This window comes from Microbulbifer mixtoriginis (SeqCode) (genome assembly GCF_052466695.1).
Genome location: NZ_CP174285.1, coordinates 361,514 through 384,408 on the forward strand (window position 1 = coordinate 361,514; position 22,895 = coordinate 384,408).

16 protein-coding genes and 1 tRNA gene are annotated in these 22,895 nt (G+C 48.6%); 7 read left to right on the top strand and 10 right to left on the bottom strand.

From position 1 onward, the window contains the following. The first annotated feature begins 192 nt into the window (after positions 1–192). Positions 193–492 carry a Y-family DNA polymerase gene (locus tag ACJJI0_RS01560; RefSeq protein ID WP_444884365.1) on the top strand — a complete coding sequence of 100 codons (300 nt, stop codon included), beginning with the start codon at positions 193–195 and terminating at the stop codon, positions 490–492. 116 nt (positions 493–608) lie between these two features. Continuing rightward, positions 609–941, top strand: a complete 333-nt coding sequence (locus ACJJI0_RS01565; protein WP_444884366.1) for a hypothetical protein — start codon at positions 609–611, stop codon at positions 939–941. 422 nt (positions 942–1,363) lie between these two features. Here the strand turns inward: ACJJI0_RS01565 and ACJJI0_RS01570 are convergent, their stop codons facing one another. After that, positions 1,364–1,585, bottom strand: coding sequence for a hypothetical protein (locus tag ACJJI0_RS01570; RefSeq protein ID WP_444884367.1), 222 nt, complete (start codon positions 1,583–1,585; stop codon positions 1,364–1,366). Positions 1,586–2,753: 1,168 nt separating this feature from the next. Between ACJJI0_RS01570 and ACJJI0_RS01575 the strand changes: the two genes are divergently transcribed. Together ACJJI0_RS01575 and ACJJI0_RS01580 are read left to right on the top strand one after the other, a co-directional pair. Next, positions 2,754–8,204: an RHS repeat-associated core domain-containing protein gene (locus tag ACJJI0_RS01575; protein ID WP_444885902.1), complete on the top strand. Its 5,451-nt coding sequence runs from the start codon at positions 2,754–2,756 to the stop codon at positions 8,202–8,204. Between the two features lie 665 nt (positions 8,205–8,869). After that, on the top strand, positions 8,870–9,355 hold the full coding sequence (locus ACJJI0_RS01580) for an energy transducer TonB (protein ID WP_444884368.1): 486 nt from the start codon (positions 8,870–8,872) through the stop codon (positions 9,353–9,355). Between the two features lie 544 nt (positions 9,356–9,899). On the opposite strand, the gene ACJJI0_RS01585 is transcribed toward ACJJI0_RS01580, so the two are convergent. The 6 genes from ACJJI0_RS01585 to ACJJI0_RS01610 form a co-directional block, all read right to left on the bottom strand. Next, positions 9,900–9,976 (bottom strand) — tRNA-Arg (locus tag ACJJI0_RS01585). A gap of 107 nt (positions 9,977–10,083) precedes the next feature. Beyond that, complete coding sequence (locus ACJJI0_RS01590) at positions 10,084–12,303, bottom strand: ATP-dependent helicase (protein ID WP_444884369.1); 2,220 nt, start codon at positions 12,301–12,303, stop codon at positions 10,084–10,086. A 72-nt stretch (positions 12,304–12,375) separates the two neighbouring features. After that, a complete protein-coding gene (locus tag ACJJI0_RS01595; RefSeq protein WP_444884370.1) occupies positions 12,376–14,130 on the bottom strand; it encodes a SulP family inorganic anion transporter in 1,755 nt (584 codons plus the stop codon). A gap of 112 nt (positions 14,131–14,242) precedes the next feature. Next, the gene (locus tag ACJJI0_RS01600; RefSeq protein ID WP_444884371.1) at positions 14,243–14,674 is read right to left on the bottom strand and encodes a DUF6691 family protein; all 432 of its coding nucleotides are present in this window, start codon (positions 14,672–14,674) and stop codon (positions 14,243–14,245) included. A gap of 14 nt (positions 14,675–14,688) precedes the next feature. Next, complete coding sequence (locus ACJJI0_RS01605; protein WP_444884372.1) at positions 14,689–15,120, bottom strand: YeeE/YedE family protein; 432 nt, start codon at positions 15,118–15,120, stop codon at positions 14,689–14,691. 4 nt (positions 15,121–15,124) lie between these two features. After that, on the bottom strand, positions 15,125–15,439 hold the full coding sequence (locus ACJJI0_RS01610; RefSeq protein ID WP_444884373.1) for an ArsR/SmtB family transcription factor: 315 nt from the start codon (positions 15,437–15,439) through the stop codon (positions 15,125–15,127). Positions 15,440–15,536: 97 nt separating this feature from the next. On the opposite strand from ACJJI0_RS01610, the gene ACJJI0_RS01615 reads away from it, so the two are divergent. From ACJJI0_RS01615 to ACJJI0_RS01625, 3 genes are all read left to right on the top strand, one after another. Beyond that, positions 15,537–16,415: an MBL fold metallo-hydrolase gene (locus tag ACJJI0_RS01615; protein WP_252082219.1), complete on the top strand. Its 879-nt coding sequence runs from the start codon at positions 15,537–15,539 to the stop codon at positions 16,413–16,415. A gap of 65 nt (positions 16,416–16,480) precedes the next feature. Beyond that, the gene (locus ACJJI0_RS01620) at positions 16,481–16,894 is read left to right on the top strand and encodes a protein tyrosine phosphatase family protein (RefSeq protein ID WP_444884374.1); all 414 of its coding nucleotides are present in this window, start codon (positions 16,481–16,483) and stop codon (positions 16,892–16,894) included. Positions 16,895–17,056: 162 nt separating this feature from the next. Further along, positions 17,057–18,769 carry a SulP family inorganic anion transporter gene (locus ACJJI0_RS01625; RefSeq protein ID WP_444884375.1) on the top strand — a complete coding sequence of 571 codons (1,713 nt, stop codon included), beginning with the start codon at positions 17,057–17,059 and terminating at the stop codon, positions 18,767–18,769. Between the two features lie 90 nt (positions 18,770–18,859). Here ACJJI0_RS01625 and ACJJI0_RS01630 read toward each other — a convergent pair whose 3' ends face one another. From ACJJI0_RS01630 to ACJJI0_RS01640, 3 genes are all read right to left on the bottom strand, one after another. Then, positions 18,860–21,037: a hypothetical protein gene (locus ACJJI0_RS01630; protein WP_444884376.1), complete on the bottom strand. Its 2,178-nt coding sequence runs from the start codon at positions 21,035–21,037 to the stop codon at positions 18,860–18,862. 364 nt (positions 21,038–21,401) lie between these two features. Beyond that, positions 21,402–21,551, bottom strand: coding sequence for a hypothetical protein (locus ACJJI0_RS01635; protein ID WP_444884377.1), 150 nt, complete (start codon positions 21,549–21,551; stop codon positions 21,402–21,404). 418 nt (positions 21,552–21,969) lie between these two features. Next, positions 21,970–22,881, bottom strand: a complete 912-nt coding sequence (locus tag ACJJI0_RS01640; protein WP_252082208.1) for a LysR family transcriptional regulator — start codon at positions 22,879–22,881, stop codon at positions 21,970–21,972. Between the last annotated feature and the right edge of the window lie 14 nt (positions 22,882–22,895).

A 22,895-nucleotide genomic window follows, 5' to 3' on the forward strand; every position in this document is an offset into this window, starting at 1 on the left:
TATCGAAAACTCCAGCCTGGTAATCAGTCGCCCTGTTGGTTGTTATGGGGCGCACCGTTATTGGGTATAAATTGATTCGCCTCATTTGTACCCCTTAACCTGCGAGAATGTAAACCAGAAATCTGTACACCTTAAAGCGGTCGCTGAAGGCTCCGGGCTTGGGGCCTGTAGGATATCTGCTATGTCAGCAGTGTGCAGATATTCCGGCCGGACCTGCGCGTCCACCAGGTGGTGATTTTCTCCAGCAATTATCCACTGTATGGCGGTACCTTCCAGCGGGTGAAGACCACCCTGCGCGAGTTCGGCCCGAATATGGAAGTCTACAGCATTGAGGAGGTGTTTATGGGCCTGCACGGGATGCAAGTGGATTGGCAGGGCTACGGCCACAAAATCCGTAACACGTTCTGGCGCAATATCCGCATGCCTGTGGGAAAGGGTGTCGCCCCAGTAAGTTGGTCAAGCTTGCTAACCGTGTGGCCAAGGCTTTGGTAAAGATTACAAACCCTTTTGAACCGTGCGGGATGTCCCTAGCAGAGGCAGGGTGCATCGTCAGCCTGCGCTAATCCATTTAGTTAGTCAATAATCGCCCTCGTCACTACTGTCATGCAGTGATTGCAAGAGATCTAAAAACTTCTATTCAAGTACTGGAAATTGAGCTAACCAATAAAACCAAAAAAGATGGTACGGAAGAATCAGAAAGTCTTTCAACTTTGTTTTTTCAGGCCGGAGATACAAAATCAACTTATTTGAATATCCTGGATGAATTGATGACATCGTATAAGGGTGAAGGTCTAAATGCGATGAGCTGGAAGCGAAGTTATATTGCTGAAAACACTTCTGTACGAGAATACTTGGGTCATCCGGGCAATAAAATAAAGAGTGAACAAGGTGCGTTGGGGTCATGGATAGAAAGAGCGACTCAGAAAGTAATCGGTATGTAACAGAGCATTAGTTCCTAATTTTTATTAAAATTATGACTATTTAACATGTCTATTGTCTTGTAATTTAAATGACATCTAGCTCATAGATTAAAGTCTACTTGGGCAGTTTGAAGGTTATAGATATCTCTTTAGAGTTAATTGGGGAAGGCTGCTTACCACCCTGTTAATTTAAGTGCGCAGTCTAATAAAAATGCTTAATTCCACCTTTTCATAAATTCTTGCTAGGCAGAAGCCAGATATTACCGAGATTGTATTTGGCTTTAGGTGTCCGATTTTAAAGTGGATGAATTTATAACCTTCTAAGACCTCAGAAAATAATTATTAGTTGGTACCTGTGTAAAAGTTGTTGTGTTTTTAACGACCAGATTGTTGTGGTTAGATTTTAAAAATTAATTTCCCACCTTTACCATGCGAAAGAAAATTTAGAATGTTGTTGATTGTACTTTTCTTCTTGTGATAAAAGGTGCGCCTAATTTACAGGGATGTACTGTTTTATTTTTGCCTTCATTGGCTCCGATGGTCCCTTTTGGTGTGAAGCTTTTTTCTACGTGTAGTCTGGCTATGCTGAAACGGATTTCTTTCTTTAGTTGTTTGTTTTTAATACTTTTTGCTGAATTTGCTACTGCTGGGGTTTGGGCAAGCACCACGAATTCAAATGGAAAGCATACGATTCGTTGGAGTACAAATTCATCTGCCGAGTACTATGGAGTAAGCGTCCATAAAGGGTCAAAGTCTATTGGCACCTATAATGTAAATGGTACTTCTAGATCTTTTACCCACACTGAAAATGGGGACTATAGGTATCAAGTTGTCGCTTTTTCAGGGGATATTTGGAATCCAATAATAGGTGAATGGGTTCCGGGTAGTGGTACAGCATTGGGCAGTGTTACAGTAACGGTAAAATTACAAGCGCCCCCTAAGCTAGGCAATCTAACAGCCCCCACAAATAGTTCGAACGGTTCTTTTACCTTATCCTGGCCAGTACTTTCAGGTATTGTCTCTCGCTATGAGGTCTATAGGCAGATTAACAACGGGGCTTGGTCTCCCCTCAACGGTATTGGGGCAAGTTCCACCAAGATTTCAGGTTTATCTACAGGAGCATGGGATTTCAAAGTCCGAGCCTGTAATAGTACCGGCTGTGGGGCTTTTTCTAACGAACGCCGGGTCAATGTTGCCCGTACACCGAATACGCCGGCTAGCATTGTCCTTAAGGATATAACAAGTGGCACTGTCGACCGTGAGGGGCGGATAAGCGTCGATTGGTCAGCACCTGGTTCGGGTTCTGCTGTTACGGGCTACCAGATACAACAATGTAAAGATTCTTGCTCAAGTTGGACACAAATTTACTCTAGTGCAAGCACAGCCACTGGGCCGACGCCTGTTCCGGCGTCTGGAAGTACTCCGCTAACTAATGGAACTTATAAGTACCGTGTTAGGGCCTATGCAAAGGGCGGTTCCTATGTCACTTACAGTGGCTGGAGAAATTCCTCTTCAGTGACTGTGAGTCGACAGCCTGATACTGTGCGGAACTTTACGCAACCTGACCACGGGACCCAGAGTGGTAGTTTTAAGGTGGTATGGTCTGAAGTTACCGGCTCATTCGATGCGGTAACACGTTATGAGCTTCAGTGCAGTATCAATGGAGGGAGTTACACCTACGCTAAGTGCGGTAGTTCCAACTTGGGTACAGCAACCTCTATGGAGGTTACACTCGACTCCAGTGATCCCAGTGGCGAATATCGTTTTATGGCTCGGGCCTGTAATGACCATGGTTGTAGTGGTTGGACTCCCAGTGATAGCCGTAAAGTTGTGATGGTCAATGTGCCGTTGCCCGCACCAGACGCACCGAAATTTACTTCTTTCCCTAGTGACAGTGAGTTTGGTGATTACGATCTCAGTTGGAGTGAACCAAGCCTTACATGGACCTCTTTTGAGTTACAGCGTGAGCGCCGCAATGACCCAGACACAAGCTGTGGAAATAGTTGCTGGAAAGTGGTCTCAGGTAATCTAGAGGAGCGGACTTATTCAGCTCGCGGAGACATAGAGGATAAATATCGCTACAGAGTCCGCGCCTGTAATGGTCCTGAGTGCTCTGGATGGACTACAAGTGATTGGATTGATGTACACAATCTCGAGGGGATCGAGCCGGCGGTCAGTCTTGCAATTGCAGATACATCAGGAACAGCAAATTATAGTGCAAACGTTAATTATGAAGGGGACGCGGTTATATCGATTCCTGTCGAAGTAGCGCCGGGGGTTAATAACTTGGTCCCTAGCTTGGGCCTTCAGTATTCAGGTGCTCGATACCGGGAAAGAAATAATGAGATGTTGCCAGAAGATATTCTGGGCTATGGATGGAGGTTGAGTGGTCTGCAGGAGATCCGCCGCTGTGTGAAGAATCGTCCCAACACAGACCGCATCAAGTTGGATGATACGGATTCGCTGTGTTTGAACGGTCAGCCATTGGTCCTTGTTTCCGGAGAATATTGGGCCTCTGGTTCGAAGTACCGAAAGCTTAGAGATGACTTTAGCCTTATTGAACTAAAAGAGACAGGTGGTCAGCCTTGGTTCCTGGTACATAAACCTAATGGTGAAGTTCATGAGTTTGGTAACACAAATAACAGTCGAATCCGCGCTGGGAAGAACCCGAGCTTTGCTTGGAGCATCAACAAGGTTACTGATGCCTTTGGGAATAGCATAACGTATCAATACCATCTTGATACCGTTGAAGGTATTAATTATCCACTAGAAATCACCTACGGTAATGGAAACGATGCACGTATAGAGTTTGCCTATGGCACCCGCAGCGATGCCCCCCCGCAACCACTGGCCTCGGGAGAAATTGAGCAAGAGCAGTTGGTTCTACTCCACCATATTAATGTTTACCTCGACAATAAATTATTAAGAGAGTACCGCTTAATTACTGAGCCAGAACCTGCTAGCAAGCATTCCCAGCATTACCGCCGTCTGCAGCAAGTTCAACTCTGCGGTTATGATAAGCATGGTACTGGCTATCAATGCCTTAACCCCCTCATATTCAATTGGGAAGAGGTTAATAGCTCTAGTGACCTGGATCTCGATACCGGTATCTGGCAAATTATCGATGGTTTAGGCAAAGCTACTAGGTTCTATCACACTACGGTACGTGAGGTAACTGGCCAAGCCTCTGCCTCCGGTAACGCTACTTTCTTGGAAAGGCCCTTTGGGGATGGTGTTCTTCCCGAAAATGCGAAAAATCTTGAGGCCGATAATGGTGACTATCGGACAGTAGTCGGAGAAGTGCACAGATCCAATGGTTTGGCAGATGATTTGGAAAATGGTTGGCATAAAACCAAGTATTACTATCAAGGTGTTGGCGTTGTCAGTACCAAGGGCTGGGGATTCCTGGGTTTCTACGCACAAAAAATCCATGATATAGCGTCGGATATCGTTACTTATCGCCAATTCCGTCAAGATTTCCCGCATTTTGGCAAGGTGGCGAGAAAGCTGCAATTTCAGGGAAGTTATGGTTCTCATGCGCAGAAATTGGCGGATGAGCGTCATCGTTATAGCGTGATGGAGCTATCCACAGGCTTAGATAAGAGTTACTACCCCTTCTTAGAGAAAAGTGTTGAAACCCTAATCGAAAAGAACCAGGTTCTTGGTTATCGTTCTCTACAAAACAGCTTTGGAAAGAGAAGCTTTGGTACACTCGGAGAGCTGCTTGAGAATCAAACTTCAGTAGAGAAAACAGCGAAATCCCTATCTGGGACCGCTGATCAAGATGGCTTGGGCGGTATTACTACCCCTTCCTTTGGGCAAACCGATAAACTCCCGACCTTACCAACTAAACCGGTTACCTGGGGCGAAATTTCTGACTTTTCCTTGAGTGGCATTGAGAGAAGTCGCGAGATTTTCACTAGTTTTGAAAACCGAGTTGGAAATGGTCAGTGGTTAGTGGGCTTTGCATCCGGCCTGGAGCTTAGGGAGTATGATGGTGGCCCCAGTGGTGCTCCCGATCGTACTCATACCGTGGTCTCTCTTCCTTATTTGTCAACGAACAAGGTCGCAACTAGGGTCAGCTTTCCCGATGATGCAGATCTAAAATTAAGCACTGATTTTGATTATGACACCTCGGGTAATTTGGTCAGTGAAAGTACTAGCGGAGCCCATGTAGAAACAAGAACAACGTCTGCAACTGATTTTGTAGATAACCGCTACCCTGGGACATTAACCAATGCTCTCGACCAGAAGGTCTCACTAACTTACGATCAACGCTTTGGCTTGGTATCTGAGATCACTGATAGCAATATCCGTACTACTAGTGTGCAATATGATGCCTTTGGGCGCGAAATCGAGAAGACCAATACCGATGGAGTGGTGTTTAATACGACATATTCCGAATGCTTTGCTGGCACTTGTCCAGTAGCTGGTAATATTCTTGCAGCTTATAAAATAATCAAAGATTCTTCAATTTCTCCCAAAGTTGAACTCTACTATGACTTGCTGGGGAGAATAGTGCAGCAGGATCAAAAGGCATTTGATGGAACACGTATCGCCCGGCGTGAATTTAATTATGATTTGCAAGGCCGCTTATATCTAGAAACTGATCCCTTCTATCTAGGGGAAAATAAACCACTGACCATCTATGATTTCGATATAAAAGACCGTATTGAGAAAATCACAAGCCCAGATGGTAGTGAAGTCCGCACTAAGTACTATCCAGATACGGCTCAAAAACTAATCAGGGTCGAAGCAGAAGAAGATATCTTAGATAGTAATGGCAGCTTGGTTGAAACTCAGACTAGGCATCACTATTACAATATTTCTGGTAGCCAGGTGAAAGTAGTTGAAGCTGTGGGAACTAATAAACAAGTGACTACAGAATATGACTACTATGGCAGTGGTCTATTGAAATCTGTGCTTGTTAACAATGACTCATCAACAAAAGCCAGTTTCTTTTATGACAATGCTGGCAACAATACTAGAACCATTGATCCTGCTTTCGGTACAGTGGTCACTCACTACAATGGGTTAGGCCAGATAAGAGAGCAGATAAATAACAAGGGCGATAGCTTAAGTTATCTCTACGATAAGCTTGGACGTATGCGTGAGCAGGTTGATGCTCTAGGCGTAGCCAGTTGGACTTATGATGCAGCAAATGCAATAGGTAGCATTGCAAATCGAAGTTATAGTCAGAATGGATTAACTCTATTTTCTGAAGATTATATCTATAATTCTGCGGGTCAATTGCAGGATTTAAAAACCTCGTTACAAGCTGGCGATTTGCAGCGCAACTATCAGCATACTTATGGTTATGATAATTCGGGTCGCCTGGATAAACTTATTTATCCTTCTGGTGCTGAAGCTCGCTATCATTACAATAACCAAGGTTTCTTGTCAGAAGTTACTGATGGGAAAAACACCCTGAAAACCTTTAAAGATCGGGATGCTTCAGGGAAAATACTAGAGTTTACTTTTGGTAATTCACTGACGACGAAAACAAATTACGATCCGAATACCGGCCGTATTACTTCCATTAACACTGCTGCTGGCTCTATCCAGAATAATATTTACAAGTGGCGTTCTAACGGTACACTGGAAAGTCGCTTATCGATGAGCGGAGCCAATAAAAAGGAAGAGCGCTTTTCCTATGATGCACTCAATCGATTGGAAGGCAGCGAGACATTACTGAATGGCAGCCATCTTCGTAGCCTAAGTACACTCTATGACTCCCTGGGCAATATTCTTAGCAAATCAGCAACGGGAAATGTGAGTAATCAGGTGACTGGTTACCAATATGAGCAGGTTAACAATGCCGGTCCCAATGCTGTAACCCAAGTTAATATCAATGGTGTGGCCAATAACTTAGGCTATGACCAGAATGGCTCTCTAACTCGCTATGATGCTGCTGTGGGTGACGATCGGTGGATTACCTGGAACGCACGTCAATTGGCGGAAGAGATTACTCTGGGTAGCGCACAAGATACTGCAACTCCCAAAGCAAGAGATCGCTTCCAATACGGCCCCAATGGACAGCGCTACTACCGAGAATCCAGCTGGTGGGACGAATCCCAACAGAAACTGATGATCGAAAAAGCGTTTATTGTGGGTGACTATGAAGATCTGCTTCCGGCCAATGATCCCGACTATCAGCAGATCGAGAAGGTGCAAATTGGTGGAGATATCCTACAGGTCTCAGCTACCGATCATCTTGGCATCAAGGTCCAGGTCTTCGAATTTTTGCACCGTGACTACCTGGGCTCTATTGAGAAGGTAACCGATGAATCTGGGGCTGTTATCCTGGATACGGCCTTTGATCCTTTCGGTGCCCGCAAGAAGAGTGATTGGAGTGGAGAGTTAAGCAAGGCTGATATTGAAGAACTAATAGCAGCGCAGGGGCTCAGCACCAAGAGGGGTTTTACCGGACATGAACACCTGGATAGAACCGGCCTTATTCATATGAATGGCCGGATCTATGATCCTACCCTGGGCAGGTTTTTGAGCCCTGATCCCATAGTGCAATTTCCATCGACTTCTCAGAATTGGAACAGGTATTCCTATGTACTTAACAATCCGTTGAGTTTTGTTGACCCTTCTGGTTTCGCTATGGACCATGTACAAGGTTGGGGATACAGGTATAACGGAGGAGATATGGGGCTTGAGGGTGCATTAAGTGGGCCAGTATTTACAGGTGGTGGAGCACCACTAGGCAGGAGTGAGGGTGGTAAATCTGGATTTTCCTCTGCTCAGAGCAATGATAGTGCCGATCAGGATGATGATAGTGATGACTCGGACTCAAAAGATGAGAAAGATCCTGAAGAGGTAGTAAAAACAGCCAGCTGTGAAGATTATAAAAGAGCTGGTATGTCATGTGATGGAATAAGGGTGAATACTGTTGGAGGCTACTTTCAGGAATTGGTCTGCACTTCTGATTTGTGCGCGATACGCTCACAAACATTCAAATCTCCAGAGGAAATCGCAGATCATCAGTCATGGAATAATATACGCACCGCAGTGAAGACGACTATGTTAAGTTTACTTGGAGGTGCTATTGGTGGGTTTGCGGGTTCGGCATTAGCGGGTGGAGCTACCGCTAAAGGGATATTTATTGATACTCAGGTTGATTATGCTTTGCAGGTAGGAGACACGATTATTCAAGAAATTAGCGCTGATTTTACAACAGGGTTCGATAGCGGCCTTGAAAACCTTATTGTTACACAAACTATTGTTAATAGTGAGGGAGTTGTTGTCAGAAGGCAGCAAGGTCCACCAGGGTTTTGACAATCATGAAATCTATATTTGTTTTTTTGAAAGGGCTTTTTTCCTTTAGGTTTTTCTTGAGTGGTTTTTTTGGGTTGATTACGTATTCAGTCTATTTTTTTAGAGTTGAATTGGGACGGTTTGGTTGGATCCCTCTCATAATTTTGGTGTTGTGGGTGATATCTAGCATAATTTTTTATGTAGCCAAAAAAACAAAGTCTATGTGACATTTTGAAAGAATTTTCTATCAGGATGCCTGTCATAGCCGTTGAAAACGAGCTTCTTTCCTATCAGTTAAAATGAGCAAAGCCTCGGCTGAGTAATTTGCCGGGACTTTGTCGTTATGGCCTATCAAGTCTTTTTCTTCAGCTGGGCATTCTAGATAAACGTATCGATCATCTGAATCACCTGCCGCTTGGTGGCGGTGTCCGGCTGCTTGATTTTCTTCACCGGCTTTACGCCGAGTAGCTCGTCCGTGTTGACCCTGAGAGCATGCGTCGGGTCTGCCAGCAGGTTGGCTGGTGTAAGTAATGAAGAGTAAGTCAGAAATTATGATGTCAATTTTTTAATTGTTTTGGAGGTGTTTTTTCTAATTTTTGGTGCTGAATATCTTTGTGCGAGTATTGATATTTAATTATCTCAATTTTAGAGTTAAACTTTAAGAAATCTTATTTTTAGTGATTTTTATGATGAGAATTATCTTTTTTGCTATACCGCTATTTTTTTCAATGTTAGCTTTCTCAAAAGAAAACGTCATTAAAGTTGATCCTCCGACAGGTAGCCATATCAAGCGTGTAGCAGTATCTGGAAGAATTCCTTTTGATAGGCCCTATAGTGAATTATCTGAAAAAGAAAAGCGGATATTTACTTCGGAGTATGAAAATTTTCAAGAGGGAGATGAACCTCCATTCCCTAAAGAGGGGCTCAAGGCACTACATTGGCCTCTATATAAGGGGCATGAAATATCGATGAAGCGCGGAATACTAGATGTTATCGCACTTATCAATGAGGATGGTGATCTTGAAAAAATCTCAATTTATGAGTCTCCAAATAAGTACATGTCTGACTTAGCCATTGCTGTATTTAGAGAAACAAAATTTAAACCCGCGATATGCTCTGGAATGCCCTGTACTATGGAGTTTCCCTTGAAAATCAATTTTAAAGTTAAATAAATACTTGGGGAAACCTACACAAATATCCGCCAGCTGGATCAGTATCTCCTACGACGGTTCATACATTCCGCTCACGTACTTGTTGAGGTGGGGTTAGTGGATACCTAGCTTGCAGGCCTGCTTCTTCTGAGGCTAATCCCACAGTTTGCTCAGTTCTCGGAGTCGTTTTCCGTAGGTTTGAATGATGTCCTGATCCTGCATGACTTGCATAGGCCCACAAATGATGGTGCATGAGGACACTCAGATACACTTCAGGGTTATCAAGCCTGGATTTTGTTCAATGGGCAAAGGAGTAGTCACAATTTATTAGTACAGCCCAGTATGCCGTTGAGAATGGATTAAACTGGCAAGGATCTCCTGTGATCCATGGGAGTTGACACGGTATCGGCCCTTGCCAGAAAGCTCTCAATATAAAAGTGTGAAACATTATTGTTAGCTTACATGCGGAACTGTCAAAATATACAGGTTATGAGCGATTACCCAACTTAATTTGCACCACAACAAAAAAAGGCTTACGCCGTGAGACGTAAGCCTTTGCTTTGTATGGCGCGCTCGGGAGGATTCGAACCTCCGACCGCCTGGTTCGTAGCCAGGTACTCTATCCAGCTGAGCTACGAGCGCGTTACGGGTGCGGATATTATAGAGACGCTTTACCCAAGTCAACTGTTTTCTTAAAAAAATCGTTACAAATCATTGTCTTACCCCATACATATTGATCTTGCCAAGCGCTACACCAAATAGCGGGCCAGGGTGTCCCAGTCGAAGCGCCGTGTTTTGCCATCGCTGAACTGTACCTCCACACGCTGATCCTCCCATTTTAAAACCCGCCCTTGGCCGAGCTTGTTGTGGCGCAGGGCTTCGCCTTGGGTGGGCTTGCGTATGGGGGCGGCGGGTGCGCTGAGTGTTGGGCTGTAGTCGCAGGCCTCTAGGTAGCGCAGGGCTTGGTGGGAGACCGGGATATCGGTATGGATATGTTCGGGGCGCTCGCGCAGGCATTGCGCCATCAGCTGGCTGAGGGGCAATTGCATTTCGTCGATAAACAGTGAGGGCTGTGCGGCCTCGGGATCTTTGCGTTTGGCCTCCTTGGTGGGGGCCAGCAGAAATAGTTTGGACTTTGCCCGCGTCATGGCCACGTACATTAGGCGGCGCTCACTTTCCAGGGAGGCGGGGGTGCTGAAATCCCGCTGGGACTGGTAGGGCATATTGTGCTGGGTGAGGGTGGGAATAATAACCTGGTCCCACTCCAGCCCTTTGGCCTGGTGCATGGTGGTAATTTGGATGGCCTCCGCCGCAGTCTGCTCGCCCTCGCGGTGTTGTCGTTGTAGTTCCTGTAGGTGCGCTAAGGCTTGTGCTGGAGGTTGCTTGAGGGTATCCAGGTATTGGCAGAAAGCCAGAATAGTTTGCTGTCTCTCCTCACCCTGCTGGCGGGTGAAGGCGTCTTCGGCAATTCCGCTGAGGAGTTCCAGCTCACCGATATGCCGGCTCAGTAGCTCGCCGGCGTGGCCACGCCAGCTCTCTATTTGTATCAAAAGCTCCGCTCTTTGGCGCAGGCGTTTGGCCTGCGGTTTGCTTAGGCTCTCGGGCAGTTGCGCAAGCAGCTGTTTGCCCCAGCCTTTCTCTTGTGTGGCGAGGGTGGCACAGAGGGGTTCAAGTACTTTGCGTGGGATGCGCACATGCGGGGCGGTGAGCCATTCGTACAACCCCTGCTGGCGCCGCTTGGGGGGCAGCTCACTAAAACGGCCCGAGGCGATATTCAGGCTCCAGAACAATGGCCGCAGTTCACGGCGCGACAGCACCGTGTTGCGGCTGGCGGAGTGGTAGGGGATGCTGTTGGCCAGCAGTGCCAGTTCCAGTGGTGCGGCAATGGACCAGAGGCGGACCAGTACGGCGATACCCGCTAAAGATTGGCCCTGCTTTTGGCAGCGGCGCAGGTGTTCTACCAGCCAGTGACCTTCCTTGTCGGTGTTTATCTGTTCAATTGGAGTTTGCTGCTCGCCATCGGCGGAAACACAAAAAATCTCGGCACGATCGCGGTTGTTCTCAATAAAGTGGTTGGCGGCCAGGGACAGCTGGTGTCCGTAGCGAAAAGTACGGCTCAAGTGGTAAATGTGAGACGGTGGAAAATCCTGGTCGAAGAGTTTGAGCAGGAATTCCGGCTTAGAGCCGCGCCACTCATAAATGGTCTGGTCGGGGTCGCCAATGGCGATCACATTGCCATTGGCGCCGTGTAGCACTCGTAACAGAAAGTGCTGTATCTCATTGATGTCCTGGTATTCGTCCACCAGGATACCTTCATAATTTCCGCCGTATTGTTGTGCCAGCTCTGGCTTTTCATGGAGTAATTTTGCCGGGTCGTAAATCAAGTCGGCGTAGGTCACGGCCGCTTGGCTGCGGCGCCAATCTTCAAAGGTGCGAAATACTTGTAAAAAATAACCGTATTCGTCGCCGAGTTTTAGTTCCTTGAGCGCGCTGTGTTCGCCGCAGAGAAGGGTTTTGCTGTAGTCGATAAAAAACTCTGCGGCCTCGATTTCCGATTGTTTGCGCTCGCGAATTTCTTCCAGCTCATGGGTGGGGGCACATTCCTCAATGGCTTTCCAGATTTGTAGCTGTGCGCTGGGTTGTGACAGGGGGCTAAGATTCGCTGCGGCGATATGGCCGTTGGCAATCATGCGCTGGTAGAGGCGGTAGCCGATGCTGTGAAAGGTGTGCACTGCCGGGGTATGGTTGTTGGCCAGCTGGCCCATACGGCGTTCGAAATCTTCCCGCGCGCTGCGGTTGTACATCAATACCAGCAGCTGGGCGGCAGGCGTGCCGGCATTCAGGCGATTTTTTACGTAGTGCAACAGGGCGGTGGTTTTGCCGGAACCGGCCACGGCAATAATTTTGGCATGGCCACCGGAATGATCCGCAATGGCCTGCTGTTCCTGTGTCAGTGTATCGCCAGCCATGGTGTCCTTCGCCCAAATACTGGATATTTTGCCAGTGATTGGTGGTGGCAGACAAGTTTACCAAATTGTGGGTTAGCTGGGGTCGGCGGGGGAGGGTGGCGTGCTGGCTTGGTCGTCGTCATGGATATTGTGATGGCGCAGGGCCAGCTCGGCAATATAGGCGGAGAGAAAAACCCGGCCGGTTAATTCCTGTAGCAGCTTGGAGCGCCCCAACCGGTCCAGAACAGGGCCCTTTACCTCTGCCAGGTGCAGACGGATATTGCGCTCGAGCAAATCTTGGTTGACTTGTTGCAAGCGCTCAATGGCGGTGCTGTCGATACGGTTGACCGAATAAAGGATCAATACCAGGTCGTGCAGGCTTTTCTGCCGCTGTACTTCCGCAAACAGGCGGTCTTCAATCGCGCTGATATTGCTGAAAAACAAGTTTTCATCGATGCGCAGGAAGAGGATATCTGGTTGGGTTTTTACCGTGTAACGCAGCACATTGCGAAAGTGCTCGGTGCCGGGAACGCGCCCCACCACGGCGATATGGGGGCGGCTGGCGCGCCAGATTAGGGTGGCGAAAGAGAGCCCCACGCCCAGCCCGATACCGGCCTCAACACCAAACAATATAACGCCCAGCAGTGTGCCACCCATGGCCAGACCATCGGTGCGGTCGTAGTGCCAGTGGTGCGCCAGCGCACGCAAATCGATCAGATTGGCTGCCGCGACAATAATCGTTGCAGCCAAAACGCACACCGGCAGCTCGGTGAATACCTTGGTGGCGTAAAGCAGTACCAAGGCAATAAATATTGCGGCGATAATGCCGCTCAGTGGTGATCTCGCCCCGGCCTCATCGTTCACTGCGGTGCGCGCAAAGCTGCCAGTTACCGCAAACCCACCGGAAAAAGCGCTGAGGAGATTGGCGGTGCCGAGGCCGCGTAATTCTGCATTGGCGTCGAGCTTCTCTCCCCGCCGCAGGGCGATGGTATGGGCTACCGAGAGGCTTTCGACAAAGCCGATCAGGGCGATAATCAGGGCTGGCAGCAGCAGCTGATAAATCATGGTGGGGTTAAAAACCGGCAGCGTGAAGTCCGGTAGCCCCGCGGGAATTTCGCCCACCACGGGTAAATCCTGCTCCCAGTGAAAGATGGCGGTGAGTGCGATGGAGAGCAGTACAACCAGCATGGGCGCCAGGCGCGATAGCAGCTTTGCCCTTGTGTTCTCAACGCCCAGTGTGCGCAGTAACAGGGGGAGCCCGAGGCGGGCGATAACCAGGCTGAACAGAGCAATCAACCCCATTAATGCTGCATCCGGGTCGCTCATTGGGCTGTTGTCTATGGTGCTCAATAGTATCTCCAGGGCCGTGTGGCCCTCACTCTTGGTGCCGAGCAGGGGAGCTATTTGCCCAGCAATGATCAGCACCGCGGCGCCAGAGACGAAGCCGTTGACCACCGGCAGGCTCAGCAGGTTGGAGAGGCTGCCGAGGCCGAGAAAGCCCATTAGCAGCAGCATGATCCCGCTGAGCAGGGCCAGCAGTATGGCCCCGTTGATATATTCGGCACTGCCGGGTGTGGCGATGGGGGTGAGGGCGGATGCGGTCATCAGGGCCAGTATTGCCACGGGCCCTACGGAGAGTACCGAGCTGGAGCCAAACAGGGCATAGCCCACCAGGGGTAACAGGCCCGCATAGAGACCCAGGTAGGGGGGCAGGCCGGCCAGGGCCGCATAGGCCAGGGCCTGGGGAACCAGCATCATGCTGGCAAGGATTGCGGCCACGGCATCCCCTATCAGCCACTTGGGCTGGTAGTTTTTCAGCCAGGAGGGGGTCAGCTGGTGCGCACGCATACCTTTATCTTTTGGGTATCGGCACCCGCTGTGCGAGCGCCCTGAAACAACAAGATAGACCGCTGCGGCGGCGCGGGTTATTCGTAGCAGTCGCCGCCCACAGTCTTTGGCCTTAACCTTGCGCCGGGACCATCTTGCGGGCACTGAGTCTGAAAATCCCCATACCGGCCAGCATAGCCAGGGTGAATATCAGAGCTTTTTCCTGCCCGGCACCACTCGCCACAATGGCCGGGCCGGGGCAGAAGCCCGCCAGCCCCCAGCCGGCACCAAACATCAGGCCGCCAATCAGCAGGCGGCGATCAATATGATTATTTGTCGGCAGCTGTATGGTTTGCTTCAACAGGGATTGGCTGCGGCCTTTAAATAATTGGAAGGCGGGCAGGCTCACGGCGATGGCACCAGCCATCACCAAAGCCAGGGAGGGGTCCCAAGCGCCGGCAATATCCAAAAATCCGAGGACTTTTTCCGGGTTGGCCATGCCAGATAACAGTAGCCCGAGGCCAAAGATCAAACCCGCCAGCAGTGCAGTAAAAGTGGTTTTCATAATTCGATCCTCGCTTAAGCGGCCAGCAGGTGGCGTACAACGTAAACAGTGACAAAACCCGCAGCCATAAATACCAGCGTGGCGACCAGAGAGCGCTGGGAGAGGCGGGAAAGACCGCAAACCCCGTGGCCGCTGGTGCAGCCGGAGCCCAAGCGAGTGCCAAAGCCCACCAGTAGACCGGCGGCGATCAGGGTGGGGTAGCCGGCTTCAATTTCTATGGGTGGCAGGGCAAAAAATAATTGCCAGGCCAGCGGCGCAGCCAACAATCCGATAACAAAAGCTAGGCGCCAGCCGATACCGGGGTTGCCCTCCAGCAGGCCGCCCAAAACGCCAGAGATACCGGCGATGCGGCCGTTAAATATCAGTAACAGAATGCTGGCTAGGCCGATAAGAGCGCCGCCGGCGAGTGCTGTGGCTGGGGTGAAAGCAGTCCAGTCGATGGTCATGGGATTACTCCGCGCAGTAGAGTTGGTAGAGAGTTTGTAAAAGGGCCAGTACCCGTGGATCGGCTACCCGGTAATAGACGTGTTTGCCCTCCCGACGGGTATCTACCAGCCCCTCGCGGCGCAGGACCCCCAACTGTTGGGAAAGACTGGGTTGGCGAAGCCCCAGGCGCTCCTCAAGTTCGCCTACATTTAGTTCTTCCTGGCTGAGCTGGCACAGCAGCAGCAAACGGTCTTGGTTGGCCAGGGAGCGCAGCATGGCCGCGGCTTGGCCGGCGGAATCACGCATCTTGTCTAAGTCGAGGTTTGTGGTATCGGGCATGAACTTGGCCTGGCAATAATTTACAGATCAATAATATATTGTTTTATATATTATCAAAATGTATATTGTTCTGGTAGTGAAATTTGGAGGGCATAAAATGTCGCAGTTAGAGCAAGGCACCCAGGTGCAGCCATTCCTAGACAAGGAGACCGAAACCTGGAGCTATGTGGTGTATGACAGGGACGGCGGCTCGGCCGCGGTGGTGGATGCCGTGCTTAACTTTAACGCGGCATCTGGGCGCACCAGCAGCAAGGGTGCTCAGGCGATAGTGTCGTTTATCCGCGAAAAGAACCTCACCCTGGAGTGGATACTGGAAACCCACGCCCATGCCGATCATCTCTCTGCGGCACCTTTCCTGCGGGAGCAATTGGGCGGGCGCATCGCCATTGGTGAGCAGATTTGCCAGGTACAGAAGATTTTTCGTGAGGTCTTTAATCTGGAGCGGGAGTTCCTTGCCGATGGCAGTCAGTTCGATCACCTATTCAAAGATGGTGAAACTTTTCAGGTGGGGGCACTAGAGGCACGGGTGATTTATAGCCCCGGCCACACGCCGGCGGATATGGCCTGGCTGATCGGCGATGCCCTGTTTGTGGGGGACACCCTGTTTATGCCCGACGTGGGCAGTGCCCGTTGTGATTTTCCCGGTGGCGATGCCGCGCAGTTGTATTTGTCGGTGAAAAAAATATTATCTCTGCCGGACGAAACCCGCATGTTCATGTGTCACGATTATCCGCCGCAAGACGAGCGAGACTATCAGTGTGAAACCACGGTGGGTGCCCAGCGCCGCGAGAATATCCACCTGCGCGACGGCATTAGTGAAAGCGAATTTGTGGCAATCCGTAAAAAGCGCGATGCCAGTCTGCCTATGCCGCGGCTGATTATTCCCTCGGTGCAGGTCAACATCCGTGCAGGGCAACTTCCCCCGGCGGAATCCAATGGCACTGTTTATTTAAAGGTTCCGCTGAATCAGCTATAAAAAATCAGTTAATCCCAGCGCTGTAGTTCTATTTTAATGAGGACTGCTGTCATTTCGAGACGACTATGAATATTAAAAAGTTAGATGAACAGGTGAGTGTTTCTGAACATATTACCTGTGAGGCAATGGCACCGTTGGCACAGAGTGGTGTACAGGTGGTGGTTTGCAATTGCCCGGAGGGAGAGAGTGAAGTACATCCTAGTTACAAAGCTATGGAGCGGGCCGCCCAGGACGCCGGCTTGCGTTTTATTGCGATCCCTTTTACCCGTGGGCGAATGACGCGGGAACACTGTGAGGCCTTTCTTGATGTATTGCAGGGCGGTGAAAAAATCCATGCATTTTGTCGTACCGGTAATCGTTCCAGCCAGGTGTGGGCTGGTGCCAAAGTTTTAATGGGCTCTGACAAAAAACAATTGTTCGGCCAGGCACAGATGGCTGGTTTCGATGTCAGTGCCGCGCTGGTTGCTATTGAGCCCTAATCTATCAGGCCCTAATAAAGACACTTCAATGGCCGGCTAGGTCATACCCAGAATTGCGGCACAGTTGTGAAAGTGTGCCGCAGTTAAATGCCCGTGATGTGCCGTGATAAAGCGGGAGATACCGGCGTTGTTAAACAACAGAGTGGAAGGTGAACCAAGGTTATGCAGCAACTCTCCCGATGGTTTCCCATCCTCACTACTTTTCAATCCTATAACCGCCGCACCTTAAACCGCGATCTGCTCGCCGCCGCAATTGTCACAGTGCTACTGATTCCCCAATCTCTTGCCTATGCCCTGTTGGCGGGTTTACCGGCGGAAGTCGGCCTCTATGCGAGCATGGTACCGCTGGTGGTTTACGGTATTTTCGGTTCCAGTAGTACGTTGTCTGTGGGGCCGGTCGCGGTGATCTCACTGATGAGCGCCGCCGCCCTGGGAGAGGTCACCGCCACGGGCGAGGTAGACTACCTGAGTGCTGCCGCCGCGCTGGCACTGCTTTCCGGGGGAATACTTTTTCTGCTGGGTACATTACGCCTCGGTATGCTGGCTAACTTTCTCTCCCACCCGGTGATCTCTGGTTTTATTACTGCTTCGGCCTTACTGATTGCTCTCAGCCAGTTGCGGCATTTATTGGGGGTGGCCGCCCAGGGTGATACCGCACCGGAGCTGCTGCTATCACTATGGCAGAACCTGAACAGTATCAATAGCCTTGCTTTGATCACCGGAGTAGGGGTGTTGATTTTTCTCTGCTGGAGCAGGGCCCTTGCTGCAAAATGGCTGGAGAAAATGGGCTTGTCTAGCAGCAATGCCGAACTGTTTGCCAAGGCGGCCCCGGTAGTGGGTGTACTGGTAACCATTGCCTTATCCGTCGCCATAAATTTTGAAGCGCAACAAGTGGCCTTGGTAGGCGCTATTCCTGCCGGTTTACCGCCCCTATCACTGCCGCACCTCTCACTGCCGCTGCTGCAATCTTTATTTGTGCCCGCACTAATGATTGCCATTATTGGCTATGTAGAATCTATATCGGTGGCCAAAACCTTGGCCGCCAAGCGCAGGCAAAGAATTGATAGCAACCAGGAATTGGTTGCCCTAGGGATGGCCAATATAAGCTCAGGCATTTCTGGCGGTTTCCCGGTGAGCGGTGGTTTCTCCCGCTCGGTGGTGAATGATGCAGCGGGGGCGCAGACACAATTTGCCAGCCTGTTTACCGCATTGGGTATCGCCCTGGCTGCACTCTTTTTGACCCCTTTTCTATATTACTTACCGAAAACCACACTAGCCGCCACCATTATTGTTGCGGTTCTCTCCCTGGTGGATTTCTCCATCCTGCGTAAAACCTGGCACTTTGCTAAAGCAGACTTTATTGCCGTTACCCTAACAATTGCCGTTACCCTGCTAATGGGTGTCGAACCCGGTGTGGCCTGTGGTGTTGGCGCATCCTTATTATTGTTTATCTATCGTGCTTCCAAGCCCCATATCGCCGAAGTGGGCTTGGTGGAGGGTACCGAACACTTCCGTAATATTCACCGGCACCAGGTAAAAACCGTTCCCGAGATTCTCACCTTCCGCGTAGATGGTCGCTTAATCTTCTCCAATATCGGCGTATTGGAAGACCGCATTTATACCGGCCTTGTCAATAACTCACAGGTAAAACATGTCATTCTGATGTGCAGCGCAGTGAATGAAATAGATTGGAGTGCCTTGGAGGTACTTGAGTCTATTAATAGCAATCTATTGGATAGAGAAATTCAACTGCATCTATCGGAAGTTAAGGGGCCGGTGATGGATTGCCTGGAGAGAAGTAGTTTTCTGCAGAAGTTATCTGGAGGTATATTCTTGAGTCAGTACCAAGCATTTTCTTCTGTTACGGAGTATTAACTACTCGGAATCCACTTAGATTGTTGTTCATTAAAAATGGAGAGCAAGGCTCTCCATTTTTAAGTTATGAGTGATTTCTCTATAGATGAATTAGTTAACACTGCTTGAATGGTAAATCATCGCTTGCCAAACATTCTGCTTGCCGCCACCGTAATTATCATAGGTGGGGTTCTTGATGTATGACCAAGCTACTTTACCGTTGCCAAGGAAAATGGGTTCATCCAGGCCACCCCAACCAAACTTGGTTAGTTTTACTGGCCCTTCTAATACATTGAGGTCTGCGTCAATCTCCATAACATAATAGGCCTTGGGGACCAGCATACGCATTGCGCCATTCTTCGCTGAACTTCGGTTGTACGATAGGTTATCGGAGATGCACTGAAATTGTGCGTAGCCAAACAGGTAGCGACCATTTTTCAAATCAATAAGTTGAGGATCACTGATTTGACAGTCAGGCTCTTCTACCAGCCATTTAAAGCCTTGCCCCTCGATACTGCCGTTACCATCGACTTTGGCGATACCAATACGGGTTAAAGAAGAGGCTTCCAGGGCATCGCCTCCGCGTAGGCCCTGCCTGGAGATGGTTGGGTTGCTGCTGCTTGACATATAGGAGAAGAAGCAATTCGTACTATCTGAACATTGCTCATCAAAGGGGCCGCCACTACTTGTATCAATGCCGTATTCGCTTTGTAGGAAGCGATTCATTTCCTCGTCATCAATATACTTGGGGGAGACGATAAGCGATAGATTTGTGTCTTTATCAACCGGCACTACCGTGTGCCCACCGCCATTGGAGAAGAATGCATTGTCGGAGGGAACAAGGTAATTGTAACTTCCTTCAAATCTACTGGTAGAGGAAGTATCCTCCATTTTGATAGCAATAGTGTTTAACCCACGAGACTGATTATATTTTCCGCCATCGCTGGTACAAATTGCTCCATACTTTTCATTACCTGGATTATAGAAGGCGCGAATATTTAATACGTGGCCATAGCCACAAAGCCAATACCAACCTCTATTATTACTTCCACTCATGTTTAGGGACCAGTTATCTCGATCAATAACCGTCATTCCTGCAGAGTAGTGGGAGCCACCATAGCTGCCGTCAAATACTCGCGCTGTTACTGAGAAGGCATAGCTGGTGCGGCCTTGGCTATCATTGTCCACATAGATAAGCTCCTGGGCTCCGGCATGGCCACCACCGTGCATCTTGTTCACAACATAGGCCGCAGGCTTTTCACTGAGTGGTTGATCGTCCCACTCCATGAGCCAGATCTGGTCGTTATATTTATAACCTCTCTCACGAATGTACTCGACCATCGCGTTATAGTCGGCTTCAGAGAGCTGATCGACGATATAAGCCATCTCCTCTTGCATCTCTTTCCCTTTAATGGTCTTAAAGGATGGAGAATCACCAAAATCGGTCTCTGGGAATTTAGCTTTAAGCCCTGGGAGGAAGTCCTCAAATGTCAGGGTGGCATGATCAGTAAAGTAGCCGATGTACTGACTATGATTGGTTGATATCATCAGGCCGATGTCCCTTTCAATTCGGGCATCGATAGGACCGATATTGTCTTCCATTTTCATCCAGTCGCTACCGTATTGTTCTACCAAGTCACCCTGCACCTCATAACGTTTGTTGGCTTGGTATTCCGTGTTGCACAAGACCGCAACACGGGAGCAATCTGAGCTGGCCGCAATACCGTGCGACTCGTAGCATTGTTTTAGTATCGTTGTGTTACCGGTTTGATCGAAGCTTGAAGTCTCTGGGTTATATTGCAGCTCATAAACAGTGCCATAAGTGACTTCATTATCTCCACTACCCTCGCTCAGGGTCTTGGAAACAAACATTCGAGGTTTGTCGGTGTCAGTTGCGCAGGCAGCTGTGTAACTTCGCATGGGGACCGACTTTAGGGTGTCGTCCTGGGTGCTGTCTGTTCTGGCAATATAGTGTGGGAGCCCGTGCACCTCTTGGGCATTGGGTTGGCCATTCGGTAGGGTGATATCCCGAGAAGTGATTCGGGCAAATCCTAAGTCTGCAGTTTCAATATCGCCAACAGTCACTGTGCCGGGTTCATTGTCTGGAAGTTGTGTAGTGCTACCTGATCCGCTGCCGCCAGTTCCGCTTCCTGAGCCCTGGCCACTACCATCTCCCCCTGTGGGTGGGACTGGGTCGGAATCCGAAGAGGAGCCTCCACCGCCGCTGCAAGAGGCCAATACAACAGTAAGCGCCAATGCCATAACTTTCTTGCTAAATAGCTTATCCATAGTCTGCTCGAAGATACATTATTTAAATCGAATGCAATGTGGAAACTTGTGGACCACTTCACAATATTGAAAAAGTAAATTAGGGAGCCATTCTAGTTCCCTTTATTTACTTTTCTGTGCAGTACTTAATATATTTTCCACTGAACCTTTTTTTGAGCGAGGATCTTGAAAAATTTAGAGAGCACGTAACTCTTGAGGTTTAAAAAAGTATTATGATATGAATCCTCTCTGTTTGGATGGTCTCTAACTAGAGAGGACGTATACAGAACTTTGAGCAATCTCGGATATGTTCAATTCCAAGTGGGAAAATCAATAGGTAGTAAAGAAAGGTGGGCGATCTAGTTGGGAGAGAAATCACCAGTAACTATGGGATTCGAATCTCAAAGTGTCTTGGCTGGGTGCCTGACATATTCAGTACTATCTCTTTGTCGATATAGAATGCGATGTGGTGGTGATTGCCCATTACTGCATAGGCAGCGATATCTAGCGCAAATTTTCCATCTGGTTTATGCATTTGAAAATCAATCCACAAGCGGAAATATTTGTAGTCTCAATATTCTAAAGACCTAATTTATGAAAGTTGTAGTGGTAGTTATGATATTGATAGTCGGTGTTGTCTATTTTTCCAGACCGGAAAAAGCAAGTGAGTTACTTGCTGAATACTGCAGAGATTCCTATCCGGATAGGTCATTAGAGAATTGCAGACAGCAAATAACGACCCCTAAAATCAGGTGTGATATTCTGAAAGGTACCCTGGAGGAAGGTGATGTGTGCGTAAGGTGGAGTCCGCCAAAAGGTTCTCGGCGGCCTCTTGATAACGATATCAATTTATAAACTAAAGATTTGAGAGGTTTCACTGATTGTAGTCACGTATAATAAAGCTCGATACTTGATGCATTAATTAAGTTGGTTAAAACTAAACTCACTTGAAACTAGTATTCAATACGAGCAACTTCCACGATCTTTTCTCTCAACCATTTATTTGCCGGATCATCCTTATTTTTTAAGTTCCAATAGGCTTTCATAGAGTATTGGGGGAGGGTGACAGGTGGAGTAAAATGCACAATATTGAATTTTCCGGCAATAGATTGGATAAATTTTCTTGGTGCGGTGAGGATTCCGTCACTGCATTCTACGATGTAGGGCGCACTGGAAAAATTCGCTACTTTAAATTGAACATTTCTGGATAAGCCAATTTCTTCTAGTGCCTTGTCAACTGTTCCGCGGTTATCTCTCCCCGTGCCTGCCATAATATGCGGATATTGACAAAAACTATGAACATTTTTCTTGTCTTTCAAAAACGGATGATTATTTCTTACCGCTGAGACAAAAGAGTCTTTATACAAGGTTTTTACTATCAGGCTTGGATGACTTGATTCCATAACACTGATAGAAAGATCCGCCTCACCACTCTCAATTTGGTTGGCGATCCTGTGCTTATCTAACTTTATAAAAATAACCTGAACTCTCGGAGCGTCTTTTTGCAGTAAAGCTATTAGGGGGGGAGCGATACTTTGCTCCACCAGGTCGCTCGTCGCGATATAAAAAGTGCGTTGCGTACTTTCAGGATTGAATTCTTCTTGATTTAAAATATTCCGCTCAAAATCACTTAGCCAGCGACTTAACGGTGTTTGTAGGGACTCAGCCCTTGGAGTCAGTACCAGTTGATTGCCTTGCCTGATGACTAGTGAGTCATCAAAGCTGTGGCGGAGTTTCTTCAGCGTATGGCTTACCGCAGATTGCGTTAGCCCTGCACGCTCACCAGCCCGGGTCAGGTTTCGGGTCTCAAATATAATCTGCAGGAGCCTTAGTTGGTTCAGCTCAATGTCCGAAATATTGCCCATTCTAACCAGTCTCA